Genomic DNA, 14,247 nt, shown 5'->3' on the forward strand with positions numbered 1-14,247 from the left:
CGTGCCCCTTTCTGCTTCCGAACGTCTTCTTAAAACTGCTCGTTAAATACTTTCGTCTAATAATATGGATCCATTTCTGGAAGGCGGAAAGCATTCCGGCAGGACGCAAAGTAAATAGAGGACTTTACCCGTTTGGAAAACCGGTTTTAATCCGCCTTTTACGCTCGGCTGGCAGTCTGAAAGCCAAAGGCACTTCGAAAGGCTTTTCAAAAGCGCAGAATGAGCATAAAAAGGCGCCCATTCAGGACATCGCCTTCACACAGGGACATCGGCAATCCCTGTTCCCTCTTTGGCCGGTACATTGCTTTTTATAGAGGCCTTTCGTATAATTTTGACTGATTCTCAAAAGGAACCGGTTCTATTGCCCGCCTTTTTCCTCTCTTCCGGATCACAGAAAAAGAAAGGATTCAGCTGCAGCCGGAAGAGATTTGCAGCGAAACGCAATGTCAGAATTCTTAAGAAAATACTGGTTTGTGACACTGATTGCGATCGCGTTTATTGGTGTACTTGTTTACTTCGTCATCGATCTGAACAAGGATAACGTAAACTCCCGCAAAGTCGACGGCCAGGATGTAGTTGCCTCCCTGAATTTCGGCGACATCACCAGTACAGATCTCTACGATGAGCTTTCCTCGAACTCCTCGAACGTTCTCTACAACATGTATCGCAACGCGGTTGTAGACCAGAGCGTCGAAGCCGATTCGGAAATGAAAGCCAACGCGAAACAGATCGCCAAAAACATTGAAAACAACATGAAGTCGGACAGCACCGGCAAAACCCGTCAGTCCATTCTTCAGACGCTGGCTTCCTACGGGTTTACAGGAGATGATGCGCCTTATAATTACGCCATGACGGCGGAAAAGATCCGCAAGCTTGACGCCGATTACCTCAAGGAACACTTTGATGAACTGAGCATGTTCGTTCCGGAAAGCGGAAGAACCATTTCGATCATCACCATGCAGGTACCAAACGCAGACGTTCTTTCCGATGCATCGCAGGAAAAGAAGGACAACATCCAGAAAGCCCTCGATGAAGGAAAAGACTTTGCGGAAGTTGCTGAGGAATACTCCGACAGCGACAACACAAAAGACGGCGGCTTCTATGGCTACATTGACGAGAACACAACCGATCTCGATTCCAATGTGCTCTCCGCTGCAAAATCCCTGTCCAAAGGCGGCGTATCCGACTGGATCACCGTTCAGCCTGACGGCATGGAAATGGTTACCCTCTACAAAGTGTATGTAAACGAAACCGATCCGAAAGCCATGATGGACAGCGGCGACGAAGATGTGATCGAAGCCATCGTGACTTCCCTGACCGGAAGCGTAAACGGACTGGAAGCTGCCGCTGTTGAAGACGCAGCATCCAAGCTCGATATCACCTACGAAGACGATTCCGTAAAGGAAAAGATGGAAAAATCGATTAAGGAACAGCTCGACGCCTTTGAAAGTGCGAAGACAACAAAGAAAGCCGAAGTTGAAAGCGCCGCAAAAGAATCCAGCGAGCAGTCTTCTGCCGCCAGCAGCGAAAAAAGACTCAGGAGGGTGAATAAGATGAAATACAAAACACCGCTTCTGCTTGCCGCCCTCTGCGCATCCATGACGTTTGCCGGATGCCAGGCCAATACATCCGTTCCAGAATCTTCTGCGAAACTGATGACCGTAGGCAAGACGACCTTTACCAAAGGCGACGAATATAACGTATTTAAAGAGATTTCCGGAACCAACGGCGTCCTGTCCATTGCCAATTGCAAGATTGCGGACAAGGAAATCGGCGTAACCGATGAAATCAAGGAAGAAGCGCAGAACACGCTTGATACCTACACCGCAGTAGACGGCTTTGAAGATCAGCTCAAGGAAAACGGCTACGACAGTGCTGAGGATTTCATCAACAAAGTTCTGATCCCCAACATCCAGTCCACCAAGCTGACAGAAAAGTACTTCACCGATGCCAAAGAAGAAATTATTCAGGAATTCGATCCGGTGAAAGCCTTCATTATTGAAACCGACTCCGAAGACAACGCCAACAAGGCGCTCGAAGCCCTGAAAAAGGCGAAGACGCCGGAAAGGTCGGCGCGCAGTACGCCAAGGCCGACGCCACCTATACCGGAAGCGAACAGATCGTTTCCACGCAGGACAGCGGCCTTCCGGAAACGCTCCGCAACGCCATTCTCGACGCCAGCAAAGACGGCCTGCTCGATCAGGTCTTCACCAGCGACACGTCGACCGACGATGTGACCTATTACGTGGCTTCCGTTGTATCCACCGATTACGACGCCAACCTCAAGGACATCATCAGCGCACTTTCCAGCAACCAGACCGTTGCCAAGGACTGCCAGATTTACTACCTGAAGAAATATGCCTTCGAAGTGCACGATCAGGAAATCTTCGATGCCTTCAAAGCCAACTCTCCAGAATATCTGGTAACCCGTCCGGATCTTACTGAATCCGATGACAGCCAGTCCGCAGCTGCCTAAATCGTACGTTTCCAATCCCACAGCCTTCTGAAAAGAGGGCTGTTTTTTTGTACCCATCTGGATGGATAAATCCGGATTTGCAAGAAAGCGAAAACTCTCGCAAAAGGATTCCTGTCACTCTCCCTCTCTGGAATCGATCGGTTTCCCGGATGATCCGAACATGCGACAACAGGTTTACCGTCAACGCGAGCGGTAAGGAGAGATCAAGTATGCCACGTTCCTGTTTCACACAAGATCAGGTGAAAGTTCTGAGCGAAAATCCAAACACAGATTTTGTGTCTGCGCACTCCATTCGATTTACGCCTGCGTTTAAGGACCAGCTCTGGAAGTACGTTCAGAGCGGTAAGAATCCGCGTGATGTTTTTGAAAAAGCTGGCTACGATCTGAATTGGATTGGTCAGCGAAGAATCGACAATCTCGTTCAAAAACTTCAAAAGCAGCGAGAACCGCGCGAGAACAATACCGTTCCGGCTTGGAAGTATCAGAAGGCTCTGGCGGAAGCTGAGGCCTTACGACGTGAGATTGATTCGCTAAAAGAATTCTCCGTATCACTGATGCCAGAAAGTATCGAATCTGAGCAGGCATCGGATGCTCTTCCCCAAAAGCTGCATACAAAAGAGCTGAAGAAACCCTAAAAGAGGTAAAGTAAAGCCGGCAAGCTTCCAGATCCTGGAAAGGCCTGCCGGCTTTGTCTGTTTTTTCGCCGTTCAGCATGCTGCAGTGGACACAGAGTTTTTGAGATGTTCTGCCCACTTCTGGTCCATCTGCCTGCGAAACTGGATTTCTTCTTCGTCCTGCAGGCCGATAAAAACCAGACTTTGAATAGCGGGTGCATTGAACATGCACGTCTGCCTCGCACTGATCAGTCCTTCTGGCCAGCCAACAGCCGCATAGTCATACAGTCGGCCCGTAGTGACATCCTGCTGGGCGCGACCGATAATCATAAACCGCTTATCCCCTTCCTTCAGGCAAACGATGCTGCCCAGAGGCAAAAGGGCTTCAGTCCCGGTGACGACAGTTTTTCCGACTTTGAAGTGTCCGTTCGATCCTGCGGCTTGCTTTCTTCTTTTTCCATAGCTGTTTCCTCTTTCGAAATTTACTCTGTAGTGAATCTCTCAAACCGGTTTCGACTTACCTAGTTGTATTCAACGCGAACGCTGAGACCGGCACCAGCTAAAAGCGCGCCGTTAACGCTGACTCCCCAGACCCCGGAGTATTGGCGTATTCAAAGCCGGCTTCTACACTGCCTACCGAGCCGGAAAGGCCCATCGTGATCGTAAGGCCTGCCAGATCGAAAGCCATTTCGCATTCACCGCGTGCCAGGGCAGCCCCAGCCTGAGCGGAAATTACCTGCTCGTCGACGGAGAAAACGCATTTCGCCTCTCCGCGGACCGAGCCGACTTCTCCTGCGGCGCGTACCGACGCATCAAACAGCCCCAGATCCACACCTGCAGCGGTTTCTGCTCCAAAGAGATGGGCCTGTCCCTGCGTCTGCAGACTGAGCCGCGGATTGATCTGATTGTTTTTCATCAGTCGAAATCCAACGTTTCCCGAAATTCCGATCGACAGCCAGTCGTAATTCGCATACGCGTACAGATGGTCCTGACTCCAGGTCCAGCCGCCGGCCTGATACGCGTAATTGGCACCCATCACGGCGTTTACCGTTCTCCCCTCAGAAGACCGGCACCCGTTCCATGGGTGACAAAGGACGTGTTCCAGCCGGGGGTATTGGCCACATAGACCACGCGGCGATCGTACAGCGACGCTTCGTTGTTCTCGATCAGATCGGCGGTTCGCTCAAAGAAAGCCGCAAGCTGGTCGAGAGAATTCATGATCTGTGCGTGGCGGCTGTTGAGAATTGGACTGGTAAAGGAAGCTGACTGTTTCAGTGCCCGTATGGACGCAGCAAGGGCTCTAAAGTCCTGGGTGTCGAAGGTCATTCCAGTTCAGCTCCTGAATCTGTGCCTGGATCTGGTTTTGGAGAAGGTGAATTCGCCGCAGAACGGCCTCGCGCTCGGCGCTTTCCAAAGAAGATGGCAATGCGTTTTTCAGCTGACTCAGACTCCAGTAGAGCGAGCGATAATACGCTTCTTTCATGCTTTGCCGCCAAGCGCTTCCTCGTTCTGGCGATAGCTCATCGCGGTGTCGCTCAGAAACGAGCAATAGGCGCTGACCAGTTCGATATATTTTGGAAAAATGGGGCTGAGCTGTTCAAACTGCGCGAACGCGTCGTTTGCGGCAGGCGACTGCCAGTAGGCATTCATGCCCTGAATCAGGGAACGCGTACTGTTGAACGTGTTTTCCATCTCGGTTTTCAGAGTGCTTACGCGAGCGGCACAGCTTTCAAGCTGATCCGCGCTGATGGTAATCGATGACATGACTTTCTCCTCCTCTTTTTCGTTATGTATGGATTAAGCTGAAGACCTTCCCTTTCGGTCATATGAGTCTGTCCTTTTGGAAGCTGTCTCGTGTTTCGTAATCTCAGCCGAGTCTTCTGGCATTGAGCGTACGATTTTCCTGCAGTGCGCGATACGCTTCCCCGTCGTGGAGCAGGCGGTCGCCATAAGCGTCCATCGCGTTTTTCAGCTGCAGCATTTTCGGACGCAGTTCTTCAAGTCTTGCCATGAAGGCTGCGCTGTCTTCGCCCTGCCACTGGCTCTGCAGTTCATTCATCGTCTGAATCATCTGGCTCAGCAGCGTTTCGTATTCGCCGGCCCGGCTTTTGAGCGTTCTTCCGGTCCGGGAAATCTCATTAAAATCCGCAACAATTCGCATACGCTATCCTTTCTGAACACATCCGTGTTCCCATTCGTTTTTCTCATTTATCCGGCCGCTGTGTGCGGCCGCTTTTGGTTTTCTGCTCTTGCTGAGGGGGATTCTGCTTTTATTTCCGGTCAGATTCGCAGGACGTGATTGGAAACAGAAGCAGATGATCCTGATCGCAGATCGGCAGATCGCTCAGTCTCGTTTCCCCATCCACAAGTCCGTGTTCTTCTTCGAGATACCAGGCACTTTCCGCGCGCGAATAGCCTGAAAGAAAGGGCAGAAAATCGAGCAGATCGTTCAGCACCAGACAGGCTGGATTTGCTATTCGAAGAAGATACGTCTTTCGATCCGTCAGGGTCAGATGCAAAATCATGGCTCGTCCAGTGCGGCGGTCTGCACATCGAAAACCTGTCCGTCTTCGATCCAGAGCGCATTGCCTTCACACGGATACGGCAGGCGAAGGCCCAGACTGTACATCCATTCGTTTTCCGGGTGCCCAAACAGGAGCACAGTTCCCTGCCTCGTTTTTTCCTGAAGAACGGCCTGGATCTGGACAGAATCCGCCCGGCTTAAATCCAGACATTCAAAATTCGTTCCGTTTGAAGCGGATCCGTTTTGTTCAAATGGAACCGCCGTCGGATTTTGCATGTACAGTCTTCGCTGCAAACAACGGGCGGCTTTCCCCATTGCCGGCGTCAGGATAATCAGAGTCGTTTTTGCCCTCGATAAAACAAAGGGGATCGACTGGAAAGATCGATAGCCATGAACAGATCACCCGGTTCTTCTTCAATCTCGTCAGCTTTCAGTCGCAGGCGGCATTCGGGCAGGCGATAAAACCAGGGCCGAATGGTCTGCTGCGCCCTTTTCTGACCGAGAATCAGCCGCTTCTTTTCGCCTTGGATCCTCGCAATCGCTTCGTTTTCCTTAACCTGACCCGGTACGCTGGTTCCCAGAAAGAGAGCGCGCATTTCCCGATCGGCCAGATCGAAAAGAATGCGACAGTCGAGTGTGCCGATAAAGGAAGACCGCGCATAAGGGACGGTCGTAAAGACCAGAATCAGAGTGATGGCCGCTTTTGCGGCAGCCGATCGATCTGACGTATAGCGGATTCAAAGCCGGCGGGATCATCAAGGACGAAAATCGCAGGACCAATCTCTTCCGGCAGGGCGTCCAGGCATTCCGGCGCAATGACTTGATCGACCCCTTCAAAATTCAGGGTGGAATAAACCGCTCTTTCTTCCTTCGATACCAGGAGCGATAAAGCGTGTCGAAGTGTCTTTTCTTTTCCAGCCATGGCCATCGGTCCGCACGGCAGTCGAAACGGAATCGTTCGATGGATTTCATCGATGAGAATCTGATCTGAGTGTTCTTTCTCTTCGAGCGGATCGGGACAGAGAATCCATTCATGGGGCAGTCCCCTGGCGGCAATCGTCTCGCCGATCTGATCCTGCAGGCTTCTTCTTGGCTGCAAAGCCCACAGGCCGTTTTCATCGAGATATTCGACGGAACTTTTCTGATCCGCCGGCGCCTTGAGATAAAAGACGCGCCCGCGCTTTTCTGCACTTCCCTGCACTTGAAGAATGAACTCTCCCGGCTGCTTTAAATGCACCGCCCCGTCATGCCCGAGCACTTCCTGGAATCTCCGGAATCCAGAACGGAAAAACAGAGGCGGCTTCTGGAATTGGCCCAGATCTGCTCGTCCACCAGACCGGCCGGTTTCTGTGTGGAAAGAATCAGATGGACGCCGAGGCTTCTTCCAATTCGTGCCGTTTCCTGCAGCGATTTCATGAACTCTGGACAGCGGGCTTTCAGCTGACCAAATTCATCCACGCAGATGAACAGATGGCTGAAAGGAAATGGCGCCGTTTCTGTTCCTGCCGCCTGCTGCTGTATCTGTTCTGCAATGACTTTCTGGCGCCGGTTCAGCTCATTTTCTAGAGCCTTTTCCATACGTTCAATCGAGGCCGCCTGAAGATTGGTCATCAACCCGGCGGTATGCGGCAGCGCCAGAAGCGGTCCGCCAAACGCGCCGCCTTTAAAGTCGATCAAAATGAACTGAACCCGAGAGGGCGGATTTTGCCATGCCAGCAAATGCAGCAGGGTACTTAATCCTTCGCTTTTTCCGCTTCCCGTCGCTCCGGCAACGAGCGCGTGCGGGCCATCCTGAACCAGGTCCCAGAACACGCCTGGCGCCAGTTCAATGCGCAAATTCAGATTGCTCGAGCTCCAGAGCGGTTCGTTTACTGTGCTGGGAACCGGCAGACTGAACAAATCGGATGCCAGACCAAAGCCGCTCGCTCGCAGTTTCTGCCGTTTTTGCGTTCGATCCAGCGACAGGCGAATCGGGGCCGTCTCCCTTCGGGTTTTGAAAGAGACGTCTTGCAAGTACAAGGAAGAAATTCAATACATGCAGCATTTGCAGGAAGCTGGCTTGCAAAGAGTTTCTGGCGCGAACAGATCGTCCACTCCAAAGACGGATGAAGAGTGGCAAAACGAGAAAATGCCTGCACATGCGGAAAGCAGAGCGGTGTCTGTTCGAAAAAGCAGGCGGAATGAACCGGCATCTGCTCCAGAGAAAAACCGATCCACGCAAAACGCCGTCCGGAAGAATAGACCATATGGCACCATATGAGAAAAAGATCAAGCAGGGCCGATTCGTCCAAATCCGAAAGCGTGATCGTCCTGCCTGGTTCCAGAAAAGACCAGGATGGTGCGCTGAAGCACATCTCTTCCAGTCGATGGACGGCTTCGAGGGCTTTGGGATTTTCGGTCTGCCAGCTGATTTTCGGCTTTCGAAGCGTGATGCACGAGGAAAACTGAACGCCGGCGGGAATGGCCCAGTCCTTTCGCAGACATCCATGACGAAGCGTGTCTTCGAGAAGACAGAGTGTTTTCGCTTCGCTTTGAAACGCGCTTGTTTTCTTTTGGCGCCGTTCTTCCATTTCGTTTGCTACCCGGTTTAAGTACGCCAGATAGCTTTCCTGCGTCTTCTGCGCTTTTCGAAAAATGTTCTGCTTTTGCTTGCGGCCCTGCCAGCCATACCATCCGCCAAATGCAGCTGCGCTCATTCCCGCCCCGACAAGAGATGCCCCAGCGTTTTCCAGTCACCGGGATTGAGCAGTGCACCGCTGAGTGCCGACACCAGCGAGCTGATCACCATCATTCCGGCGGGAGAGGGCATGCGCGTATATTCGTCGGATTCATCCCGAACGAACGCTTCCAGTTCAAATTCCGCCGGTTTCTCCGGAGATTGAAAGGCATACGGCACAATTTCCTTTTCCCCGAGGGTGCATCTCGTTTGTGTACGTTGGCCATTTCTCGACTGGGGCCATCGGAAAAAGCCGGAGGAGCCAGCAGCAGTCGATTCCAGAACATAAACAGAGCACCTGCCGCAAAAATCCAGTCGCCTCGATTTAAGAGACAGGATTTTTCAACGCGCTGACCATTCACATACGTTCCGTTGCAGGAAAAATCTTCCAGTTTCCAGAGACCGGGCGAATCCGCTCCAAAGGCCGTCTCAACCGGCTCTGAAGAGATCTCTCCATCATCCTCCGTACGGCCTGCGAGCTCGATTCGAAAATGGAGCGGCGAAGCGTAGGGGAAATCTGCGGAGGCCGTGAACGCAAAACCTTCCGGATCCAAATCGAGCGCCATAAAGCGCGTATTCACCCGACACAGGTAACCGCCAGACCAGGGATGGAATTCGTGAACAGCTAAAAGGGGGCCTCCATAGTAGAGTCTGTCTTCTCGTCTGTCTTGGCCGCTTCGAAGAGAACGGCCCGTTCTGGCTCAACGAAGAGAAGCGTTCCGCAATCGTCTGCGTTTTCCATCCGCAGCAAAGCCGCCAAGCAGTCCGCAGGCCAGAATCAGTCCTCCCATGGCCGATGCAGGTTTCACATGCAGGGTAAGCGTGTCGAGTTTCTGACCGTCTTTGAATACTTCGACCCTCTGATTTTTCGAGCGCTGTACAGTTCGAGATACGGCTGCCCCAGCTCATCTTCCTTCAGTTTTGCGGGCTGCTCTTTTCCATCGATTTGAAGGGCATAGGAAGCCGAAGGATCATCCACATACAGGCGGAGCGCTTCGCAGGGCATAATGTCTGTTCCATCCGTTTGGACAAACCCTCGGCAAAGCATAACTTCCTTGCGATGAAGCGCATCCCTGCGAATCATCCGGCCGTTTTCATCGAGGGAACAAAAGCGTTTTAAACGCAGCCCCGGCAGCTGGATCTGCTCCTGAAACATCTTCCCCGAATCGATGACGGTCCAGCTTTGATCCACCTTCTGCTGTCTGGCGTCCAGAAAAACCGCCTGAATCTGAAACGCAGAATTCGATTCTGCATCAAACGCCTGTTCGAGCGATTCGTACGTTTTCTGGGTATCGAGCGACTGTACAGTAAATGCTTCAAGCGTCCCGTTTTGAACGTCGACTTTCAGATCCTGAGCGGAGGACGTAAAAATCAGCTCACCGGGTTTATACGCTTTTTCATTTCCTTTCAAAGCGGTCTGAAGAAGAGAATCCCCGTATTTGCGGCTGGAAGGGCGAAGGCTCTTTTCCGGATCCGCGCTGAGAACGGCTCCGGGATTTTGTCGTCCGGTCGGCGCAAAAGGCGAATACAGCAGCGGATCGTCGAGAAGCGATACGCTGGAAGAAGCGGAATTTGAATCCGTAAAAACCGAAGCGGTCAGCTCAGCGAATGGCCGATCCTGCATAAACGAAAAACTAGCCGAAGAATTCCAGCTGGAATCAGAGAGAGGTGCGTCCTGATACGTGAAGGCATTCTCGACATTTAAAACGGATGGATCCGAAAGATCTGTGCCGTTCGTCTGCGGATTGGGCTGAGGCGTATCGGGATGTTCATACACCGCAAAATCCGAACTGTCGTTTCCTCCTTCCTCTGGCAAGTCATCCTCCAGAGAGCCGTCCTGAGAAGTATTTTCACTATAGGAAAAATCGGATTCGGGACGAGACAATTCACTGGCAGAAAATCCTCCAGCTGCCCAGGATACATCCAGCGGACTGAGCCGTTCGATTTCCGCTGGAGAATGGAACGACTCTGAATATCCGGTATCCGGCTCAGCATCCGGCTGCCCGTCCTTGTTTTCGAGGGAAGGACTATAGACGCTCCATTCCAGTGCGGCACCCGTCGGTACATGGATCAGCCGAAGCCGGCTATGCGGATACTTCAGCGAGAAGCGAAACGAATCGCCCAGAGCGTACACTTCTCGCCTTCCCTCTTCATCCTCGATTTCCAGAACGCATTGCCCAGTGTCGTCATTCAGTCTCAGACAAAGTTCGGTATCCGATAAAATCCGTTCGCCCGGCGTAGCAAAAGGCGCCTGAGGCATGGAAAGCGGCCAGTCGATACTCTCCGTTTCTTCCTGCAGTTGTCGCTGGCTGGCGGAAGACATGCGCTGAAGGCGTAAATACGGGCTGAGCAAGAAGGGACTGTCTTTGGACAGGGCGATTTCGCTGCTTTCCAGAATGTGTCCGTCTGAATCCTGCAATTCATAGGAAAGAACATGAAATCCTTCATCGAGAAGAAGATCCAGATCGTGCAGACGCGAACCATCGAGACAGAAAATCGACCGGTGCCGGTCGACCTGCGGATAACAGACCACCCGCGCCTCAGCGAATACTGAATTCGCAGGATTTTCTGGACTAAGACTGGCGCTGCAAGTCTGCATCACCGTTGTAACCACAGTCATATTCATTCACCTGCCTTTTTACATGCCGTTGATGACGGCTGCGGTTCATCTATTCATACGAGCCTGAATTGTCGAGAGCGAAAATTTGAGACGGCTTTTGTTTTCTCGAAAATCATTCCAGGCTGGAAAAGTCATCGGATAGTTTCCACAAAAACGAATTGTTTTTCTCATCTTCCTGGCGATCGGTTTCCAGAGCGGAATTCGTAACCAGAGGAAAATCGAAAAGAGATCCTCTTTCTGAATTTCCTCTATGGAAGCAGCATCGTCTGAATCTGCGCTTTGCCAGTGCAAATACAGTTTCCAGAGATCCGGGGCGCGTTTGGCCAGAGCGTTCTGCATCGTTTCGTTTAAAGAAAGGGTCTGTCCGTTCTGCCGTTTTCCAATCAGCATGTACACGAGCGAACGCGCACACTCTCCGCTCATCTGTTCAGGAGTTTCGATCTCTGCCAGAAGGCGTTCGAGCCGATCTGGAGCGACCGCATCCGGCGTAAGGGCGACCATCTGCGCCATAAGCTCAAGCGGTTCCTGCCATCCGCTCTGGTCTGGGAGTTCTTCGAGCAGATCGTCCAGCTGCTTCTGCGGGATCAGGCCATACACTAAAAGCTCCAGCATCGCCTTTGAAAAGCGGATCGAATAGTTCGTATCGTCTGGCAGATGATCCATACAGAAGCCGGCCAGACTGCGATGTTCTTCGCGCAAAGCCGCTTTGGCCGCCACACTCCACTCCGCCGGGCTCAGTTTGCGCTGCGGGTTTTCTTCCAGAAGTCTGGCATACTGGGCGCACAAAACCGAGGCTTCGGGAAGTCCGTTCGACGAGTCGAGCGCATACGCCAGCCGCTCATTTTCGCCTGCCTGGGAAGACATTCCAATCGGCAGCACGAGCATCAATACCGAACAGCACGCGACCAGAAAAAGGGACAGGATCAGCAGCGCGCTTTTCTTTCGCGATTTCTTAACGGCCTTTTCATGGCCTTCAACGACGAGAATCGCCGTCTCGGATCGGTACTCAGTGCTGTCCACGCAATGAGCGAAGGTCCAAACATATGCAGATACAGACGGCCCAACCCGATCTGATCCGCTCGCTCATCCATGCGTGCACCGTCCGCGCCTTCAGGCGGCAGCGCGTCTTTATTGACGAAGACCGGACGCGTGCTCCCGATCGGCAGACAGGCATTGAAATCGATCAGTACGGCATGTCCGTTGTGGACCAGGACGTTGTCGCCTTTCAAATCGAGATACAGATATCCGGCCTGATGCACCTGTTCGATCAGCGCAAGAATTTGAAGGAAGATTTCTTTTTCGCCTTTCGCGAGGGGCGTTCGTGCAGCCATTCCTCTAACGAACAGCCCTCAAACCAGGTTTCCACCAGCGTGTGGGCATACAAATCGGATCCATACTCCACTAAAGAAGGAGTCCACATCGAATCGAGCTTTTCCAGAACGTCTTTTTCCCGTCGCAAAGCGTCCAGAACAACGGAGGGCGCATCGATCGGAACGCTTTTGCGCACGGCTTTCTTTTGGGAGAGCGGATGCATTACCAGATCGGTCTGGCCATGCGGCGTCTGCTTGAGCGTTTCGATCCAGATCCAGGATTCACTCATGGAAAATCACCGTCCGGCTGCCCAGCCGAATTTCCATTCCGTCATGAAGGCGCATTTTCCGAATGACCCGCTTTCCGTTCAGCCATGTGCCATTGGTCGATTTCAGATCCTGGATGTACCACTTTCCCTGCGTATGCGTCAGCCGGGCATGGGTCAGTGAAATCGTGGGATCGATCAGAACGAGGGGACAGTCTGCCCGACGGCCAACAACAATGTCCGCTCCCTCCAGGTCCAGCCGCTTCCTTCCAGATCCAGAAACGCAGGGCACGCCAGTTCTTCCAGCAAAACCGTCGGATTCGCAGGCACTGCTCCTTTTCTGGATTTGGAAGTCGAAGAATTTCTTTTGGCGTCATGCTGCGTTCTGGTTTCTGATCCTGCACAGCAGATTCGGATACCTGTTCTTCTCGTTTTGACAGATCGGGCTGGGATGAAGGATTGAATGCCCCGAATCGGGCCAGAGCGGACGAGGGGCAAGCGGGCTCTCATGCGGGCTGCCGTAAGGCGTAAGAAGCGGTTCTTCGCGCACCGAAAGGGCGGAAGGTTCTTCAAGACCGTAAAGCGAAACCGAACCGCCAAAAGGCGTGTTGCTTTCTGGAACGCTGTGAGATATCGGATCGTCTTTTCTCGTTTTCCTTGCTTTCTTCCGTTTTTCTGTTTTCTTCGGATTGGAATCATCGGTTCCTTGCGGATTTGGTTCAAGCTTGAGAAGATGCGCTTTCTCTTTGAAGACGTGTCGGAAAAAGGATCGAATGGCAATCCTTCGCTTTCTTCCCGGGAAAAATCAAGCGGGGAAAGCTTTCCGTCAAAACTTTCGGGCTTTGCCTTTTCAGCCCGGGGAAACAGAGGAGAGCACGCCGCAAAGGACGTCTTCTCTTCATTCAGAGGATCCGTATTCGTATCCTCTTCTTCCGACTCGGTCCACACCAGATCGTCCTTTTCTTCCAAACCGCTCATCCCATCGCCGCGAAGCGGATAAAGCGGTTTGGACCGGACATAAGGCGGTATGTCTTTTTCAGACAAAATCCGAACAGACGGTTTCTGGACAGAAAAAGCGTTTCAAGCTCCTGGAGAAGAGCATCCGTTTCCAGCCGGCCATTCGCCGCCAGAAACAGCAGCCCGCAGACGGCGCTCGCTTTCGGATCGAAATAGTCCAGCAGTTCCCGATACAAATGAAGCAGTTCCTCCTGCCGCTTCATCCAGGCTCGAAAATGAACCGGGGCCCGGACAAAGTAAAACGCGTCACCGCGAAGGGACAGAAAAATCGTTCGGGCGGAAAGCAGAACCGGCTGGCTTTGCATCGCCTTTAAAACCTGTTCAAGCAATCCATGCAGAAACTGACACGCCAGTCGGGTTTCCAAATGGCTCTGCACGAGAAAATCGTGCAGAGAAATCCGCTCTTCCAGGCTGTAGTACGCGCTGCAGGAAACAGGATCGAGGCGAATTAAGGAAAGAAAGCTTTCATCCTCCTCATTTTCCATAACCCGCTCGTCATACAGTTCGCGCTCTTTGACGCGCACCTGCAGGCGATTCGGTCCATAAACAATTTCTGTACATTCCATCAGCATCTTTTCTCTCTCCTTTCCCGTGGCGTTCGTCGTGTTATACGAGCGATCGCCTACGAAAGGAAAACCGAATTGATTTCGACGTCATGCGAGAGTCAAAAGATGGATGGAGCCGGAAGACACGGGCGAAAGAAA

General features: G+C 52.3%; 22 protein-coding genes and 1 pseudogene. 3 read left to right on the forward strand and 20 right to left on the reverse strand.

Annotated features, from left to right (window positions below):
- The first annotated feature begins 473 nt into the window (after positions 1–473).
- The 3 genes from KWG61_RS12775 (at position 474) to KWG61_RS12785 (ending at position 3,111) form a co-directional block, all read left to right on the forward strand.
- Positions 474–2,237: a peptidylprolyl isomerase gene (locus KWG61_RS12775; RefSeq protein WP_242744111.1), complete on the forward strand. Its 1,764-nt coding sequence runs from the start codon at positions 474–476 to the stop codon at positions 2,235–2,237.
- Positions 2,238–2,245: 8 nt separating this feature from the next.
- Positions 2,246–2,476 (forward strand): hypothetical protein, encoded by a 231-nt coding sequence (locus tag KWG61_RS12780; RefSeq protein WP_242744112.1) that lies wholly within the window; start codon positions 2,246–2,248, stop codon positions 2,474–2,476.
- A 209-nt stretch (positions 2,477–2,685) separates the two neighbouring features.
- Positions 2,686–3,111: an HTH domain-containing protein gene (locus KWG61_RS12785; protein WP_242744114.1), complete on the forward strand. Its 426-nt coding sequence runs from the start codon at positions 2,686–2,688 to the stop codon at positions 3,109–3,111.
- A gap of 72 nt (positions 3,112–3,183) precedes the next feature.
- Here the strand turns inward: KWG61_RS12785 and KWG61_RS12790 are convergent, their stop codons facing one another.
- The 20 genes and pseudogenes from KWG61_RS12790 to KWG61_RS12880 all read right to left on the reverse strand — a co-directional run bounded on the left by KWG61_RS12790 (position 3,184) and on the right by KWG61_RS12880 (position 14,115).
- The gene (locus KWG61_RS12790) at positions 3,184–3,420 is read right to left on the reverse strand and encodes a DUF4176 domain-containing protein (RefSeq protein ID WP_242744116.1); all 237 of its coding nucleotides are present in this window, start codon (positions 3,418–3,420) and stop codon (positions 3,184–3,186) included.
- A 229-nt stretch (positions 3,421–3,649) separates the two neighbouring features.
- Complete coding sequence (locus tag KWG61_RS12795) at positions 3,650–4,129, reverse strand: hypothetical protein (protein WP_242744118.1); 480 nt, start codon at positions 4,127–4,129, stop codon at positions 3,650–3,652.
- A gap of 5 nt (positions 4,130–4,134) precedes the next feature.
- On the reverse strand, positions 4,135–4,416 hold the full coding sequence (locus tag KWG61_RS12800; protein ID WP_242744119.1) for a hypothetical protein: 282 nt from the start codon (positions 4,414–4,416) through the stop codon (positions 4,135–4,137).
- Complete coding sequence (locus KWG61_RS12805; RefSeq protein ID WP_230266749.1) at positions 4,391–4,573, reverse strand: hypothetical protein; 183 nt, start codon at positions 4,571–4,573, stop codon at positions 4,391–4,393. Before KWG61_RS12805 ends, KWG61_RS12800 begins: the two co-directional genes overlap by 26 nt.
- Entirely contained in the window at positions 4,570–4,854 is a 285-nt protein-coding gene (locus tag KWG61_RS12810; protein ID WP_230266750.1) for a WXG100 family type VII secretion target, read from the reverse strand. The genes KWG61_RS12805 and KWG61_RS12810 overlap by 4 nt, the downstream gene beginning before the upstream one ends.
- A 103-nt stretch (positions 4,855–4,957) precedes the next feature.
- Complete coding sequence (locus KWG61_RS12815) at positions 4,958–5,251, reverse strand: WXG100 family type VII secretion target (RefSeq protein ID WP_230266751.1); 294 nt, start codon at positions 5,249–5,251, stop codon at positions 4,958–4,960.
- Between the two features lie 109 nt (positions 5,252–5,360).
- A complete protein-coding gene (locus KWG61_RS12820; protein ID WP_230266752.1) occupies positions 5,361–5,615 on the reverse strand; it encodes a hypothetical protein in 255 nt (84 codons plus the stop codon).
- Entirely contained in the window at positions 5,612–5,890 is a 279-nt protein-coding gene (locus tag KWG61_RS12825; RefSeq protein ID WP_242744121.1) for a hypothetical protein, read from the reverse strand. Before KWG61_RS12825 ends, KWG61_RS12820 begins: the two co-directional genes overlap by 4 nt.
- A 56-nt stretch (positions 5,891–5,946) precedes the next feature.
- On the reverse strand, positions 5,947–6,210 hold the full coding sequence (locus KWG61_RS12830; protein ID WP_242744123.1) for a hypothetical protein: 264 nt from the start codon (positions 6,208–6,210) through the stop codon (positions 5,947–5,949).
- A gap of 89 nt (positions 6,211–6,299) precedes the next feature.
- Positions 6,300–6,872 carry a hypothetical protein gene (locus tag KWG61_RS12835; protein ID WP_242744126.1) on the reverse strand — a complete coding sequence of 191 codons (573 nt, stop codon included), beginning with the start codon at positions 6,870–6,872 and terminating at the stop codon, positions 6,300–6,302.
- A complete protein-coding gene (locus KWG61_RS12840) occupies positions 6,842–7,513 on the reverse strand; it encodes an FtsK/SpoIIIE domain-containing protein (protein ID WP_242744128.1) in 672 nt (223 codons plus the stop codon). Before KWG61_RS12840 ends, KWG61_RS12835 begins: the two co-directional genes overlap by 31 nt.
- Positions 7,483–8,310: a hypothetical protein gene (locus KWG61_RS12845; protein ID WP_242744129.1), complete on the reverse strand. Its 828-nt coding sequence runs from the start codon at positions 8,308–8,310 to the stop codon at positions 7,483–7,485. The genes KWG61_RS12840 and KWG61_RS12845 overlap by 31 nt, the downstream gene beginning before the upstream one ends.
- On the reverse strand, positions 8,307–8,510 hold the full coding sequence (locus tag KWG61_RS12850) for a hypothetical protein (RefSeq protein WP_242744131.1): 204 nt from the start codon (positions 8,508–8,510) through the stop codon (positions 8,307–8,309). The genes KWG61_RS12845 and KWG61_RS12850 overlap by 4 nt, the downstream gene beginning before the upstream one ends.
- 143 nt (positions 8,511–8,653) lie before the next feature.
- A pseudogene (locus tag KWG61_RS17785) lies at positions 8,654–8,896 on the reverse strand (FHA domain-containing protein); the annotation flags it as partial.
- Between the two features lie 239 nt (positions 8,897–9,135).
- On the reverse strand, positions 9,136–10,950 hold the full coding sequence (locus KWG61_RS12855; protein ID WP_242744133.1) for a hypothetical protein: 1,815 nt from the start codon (positions 10,948–10,950) through the stop codon (positions 9,136–9,138).
- Between the two features lie 45 nt (positions 10,951–10,995).
- A complete protein-coding gene (locus KWG61_RS12860; protein ID WP_242744135.1) occupies positions 10,996–11,835 on the reverse strand; it encodes a hypothetical protein in 840 nt (279 codons plus the stop codon).
- A gap of 38 nt (positions 11,836–11,873) precedes the next feature.
- Positions 11,874–12,209, reverse strand: a complete 336-nt coding sequence (locus KWG61_RS12865; protein WP_242744138.1) for a hypothetical protein — start codon at positions 12,207–12,209, stop codon at positions 11,874–11,876.
- 8 nt (positions 12,210–12,217) lie between these two features.
- Entirely contained in the window at positions 12,218–12,550 is a 333-nt protein-coding gene (locus KWG61_RS12870; protein WP_242744139.1) for a hypothetical protein, read from the reverse strand.
- The gene (locus KWG61_RS12875; RefSeq protein ID WP_242744142.1) at positions 12,543–12,818 is read right to left on the reverse strand and encodes an FHA domain-containing protein; all 276 of its coding nucleotides are present in this window, start codon (positions 12,816–12,818) and stop codon (positions 12,543–12,545) included. The genes KWG61_RS12870 and KWG61_RS12875 overlap by 8 nt, the downstream gene beginning before the upstream one ends.
- Positions 12,819–13,500: 682 nt before the next feature.
- Entirely contained in the window at positions 13,501–14,115 is a 615-nt protein-coding gene (locus KWG61_RS12880) for a hypothetical protein (RefSeq protein WP_242744144.1), read from the reverse strand.
- Positions 14,116–14,247 lie beyond the last annotated feature (132 nt).

The sequence above is a fragment of the Allobaculum sp. Allo2 genome, assembly GCF_022701175.1.
GTDB lineage: Bacteria > Bacillota_I > Bacilli_A > Erysipelotrichales > Erysipelotrichaceae > Allobaculum > Allobaculum fili.

Bases quoted from the DNA above. Each gene is read 5' to 3' on its own strand.
- KWG61_RS12785 (WP_242744114.1), top strand. From the start codon at position 2,686: ATGCCACGTTCCTGTTTCACACAAGATCAGGTGAAAGTTCTGAGCGAA.
- KWG61_RS12790 (WP_242744116.1), bottom strand. From the start codon at position 3,420: ATGATTATCGGTCGCGCCCAGCAGGATGTCACTACGGGCCGACTGTAT.
- KWG61_RS12800 (WP_242744119.1), bottom strand. From the start codon at position 4,416: ATGACCTTCGACACCCAGGACTTTAGAGCCCTTGCTGCGTCCATACGG.
- KWG61_RS12805 (WP_230266749.1), bottom strand. From the start codon at position 4,573: ATGAAAGAAGCGTATTATCGCTCGCTCTACTGGAGTCTGAGTCAGCTG.
- KWG61_RS12810 (WP_230266750.1), bottom strand. From the start codon at position 4,854: ATGTCATCGATTACCATCAGCGCGGATCAGCTTGAAAGCTGTGCCGCT.
- KWG61_RS12815 (WP_230266751.1), bottom strand. From the start codon at position 5,251: ATGCGAATTGTTGCGGATTTTAATGAGATTTCCCGGACCGGAAGAACG.
- KWG61_RS12820 (WP_230266752.1), bottom strand. From the start codon at position 5,615: ATGATTTTGCATCTGACCCTGACGGATCGAAAGACGTATCTTCTTCGA.
- KWG61_RS12825 (WP_242744121.1), bottom strand. From the start codon at position 5,890: ATGCAAAATCCGACGGCGGTTCCATTTGAACAAAACGGATCCGCTTCA.
- KWG61_RS12830 (WP_242744123.1), bottom strand. From the start codon at position 6,210: ATGCGCGCTCTCTTTCTGGGAACCAGCGTACCGGGTCAGGTTAAGGAA.
- KWG61_RS12845 (WP_242744129.1), bottom strand. From the start codon at position 8,310: ATGAGCGCAGCTGCATTTGGCGGATGGTATGGCTGGCAGGGCCGCAAG.
- KWG61_RS12855 (WP_242744133.1), bottom strand. From the start codon at position 10,950: ATGACTGTGGTTACAACGGTGATGCAGACTTGCAGCGCCAGTCTTAGT.
- KWG61_RS12860 (WP_242744135.1), bottom strand. From the start codon at position 11,835: ATGCTCGTGCTGCCGATTGGAATGTCTTCCCAGGCAGGCGAAAATGAG.
- KWG61_RS12870 (WP_242744139.1), bottom strand. From the start codon at position 12,550: ATGAGTGAATCCTGGATCTGGATCGAAACGCTCAAGCAGACGCCGCAT.
- KWG61_RS12880 (WP_242744144.1), bottom strand. From the start codon at position 14,115: ATGCTGATGGAATGTACAGAAATTGTTTATGGACCGAATCGCCTGCAG.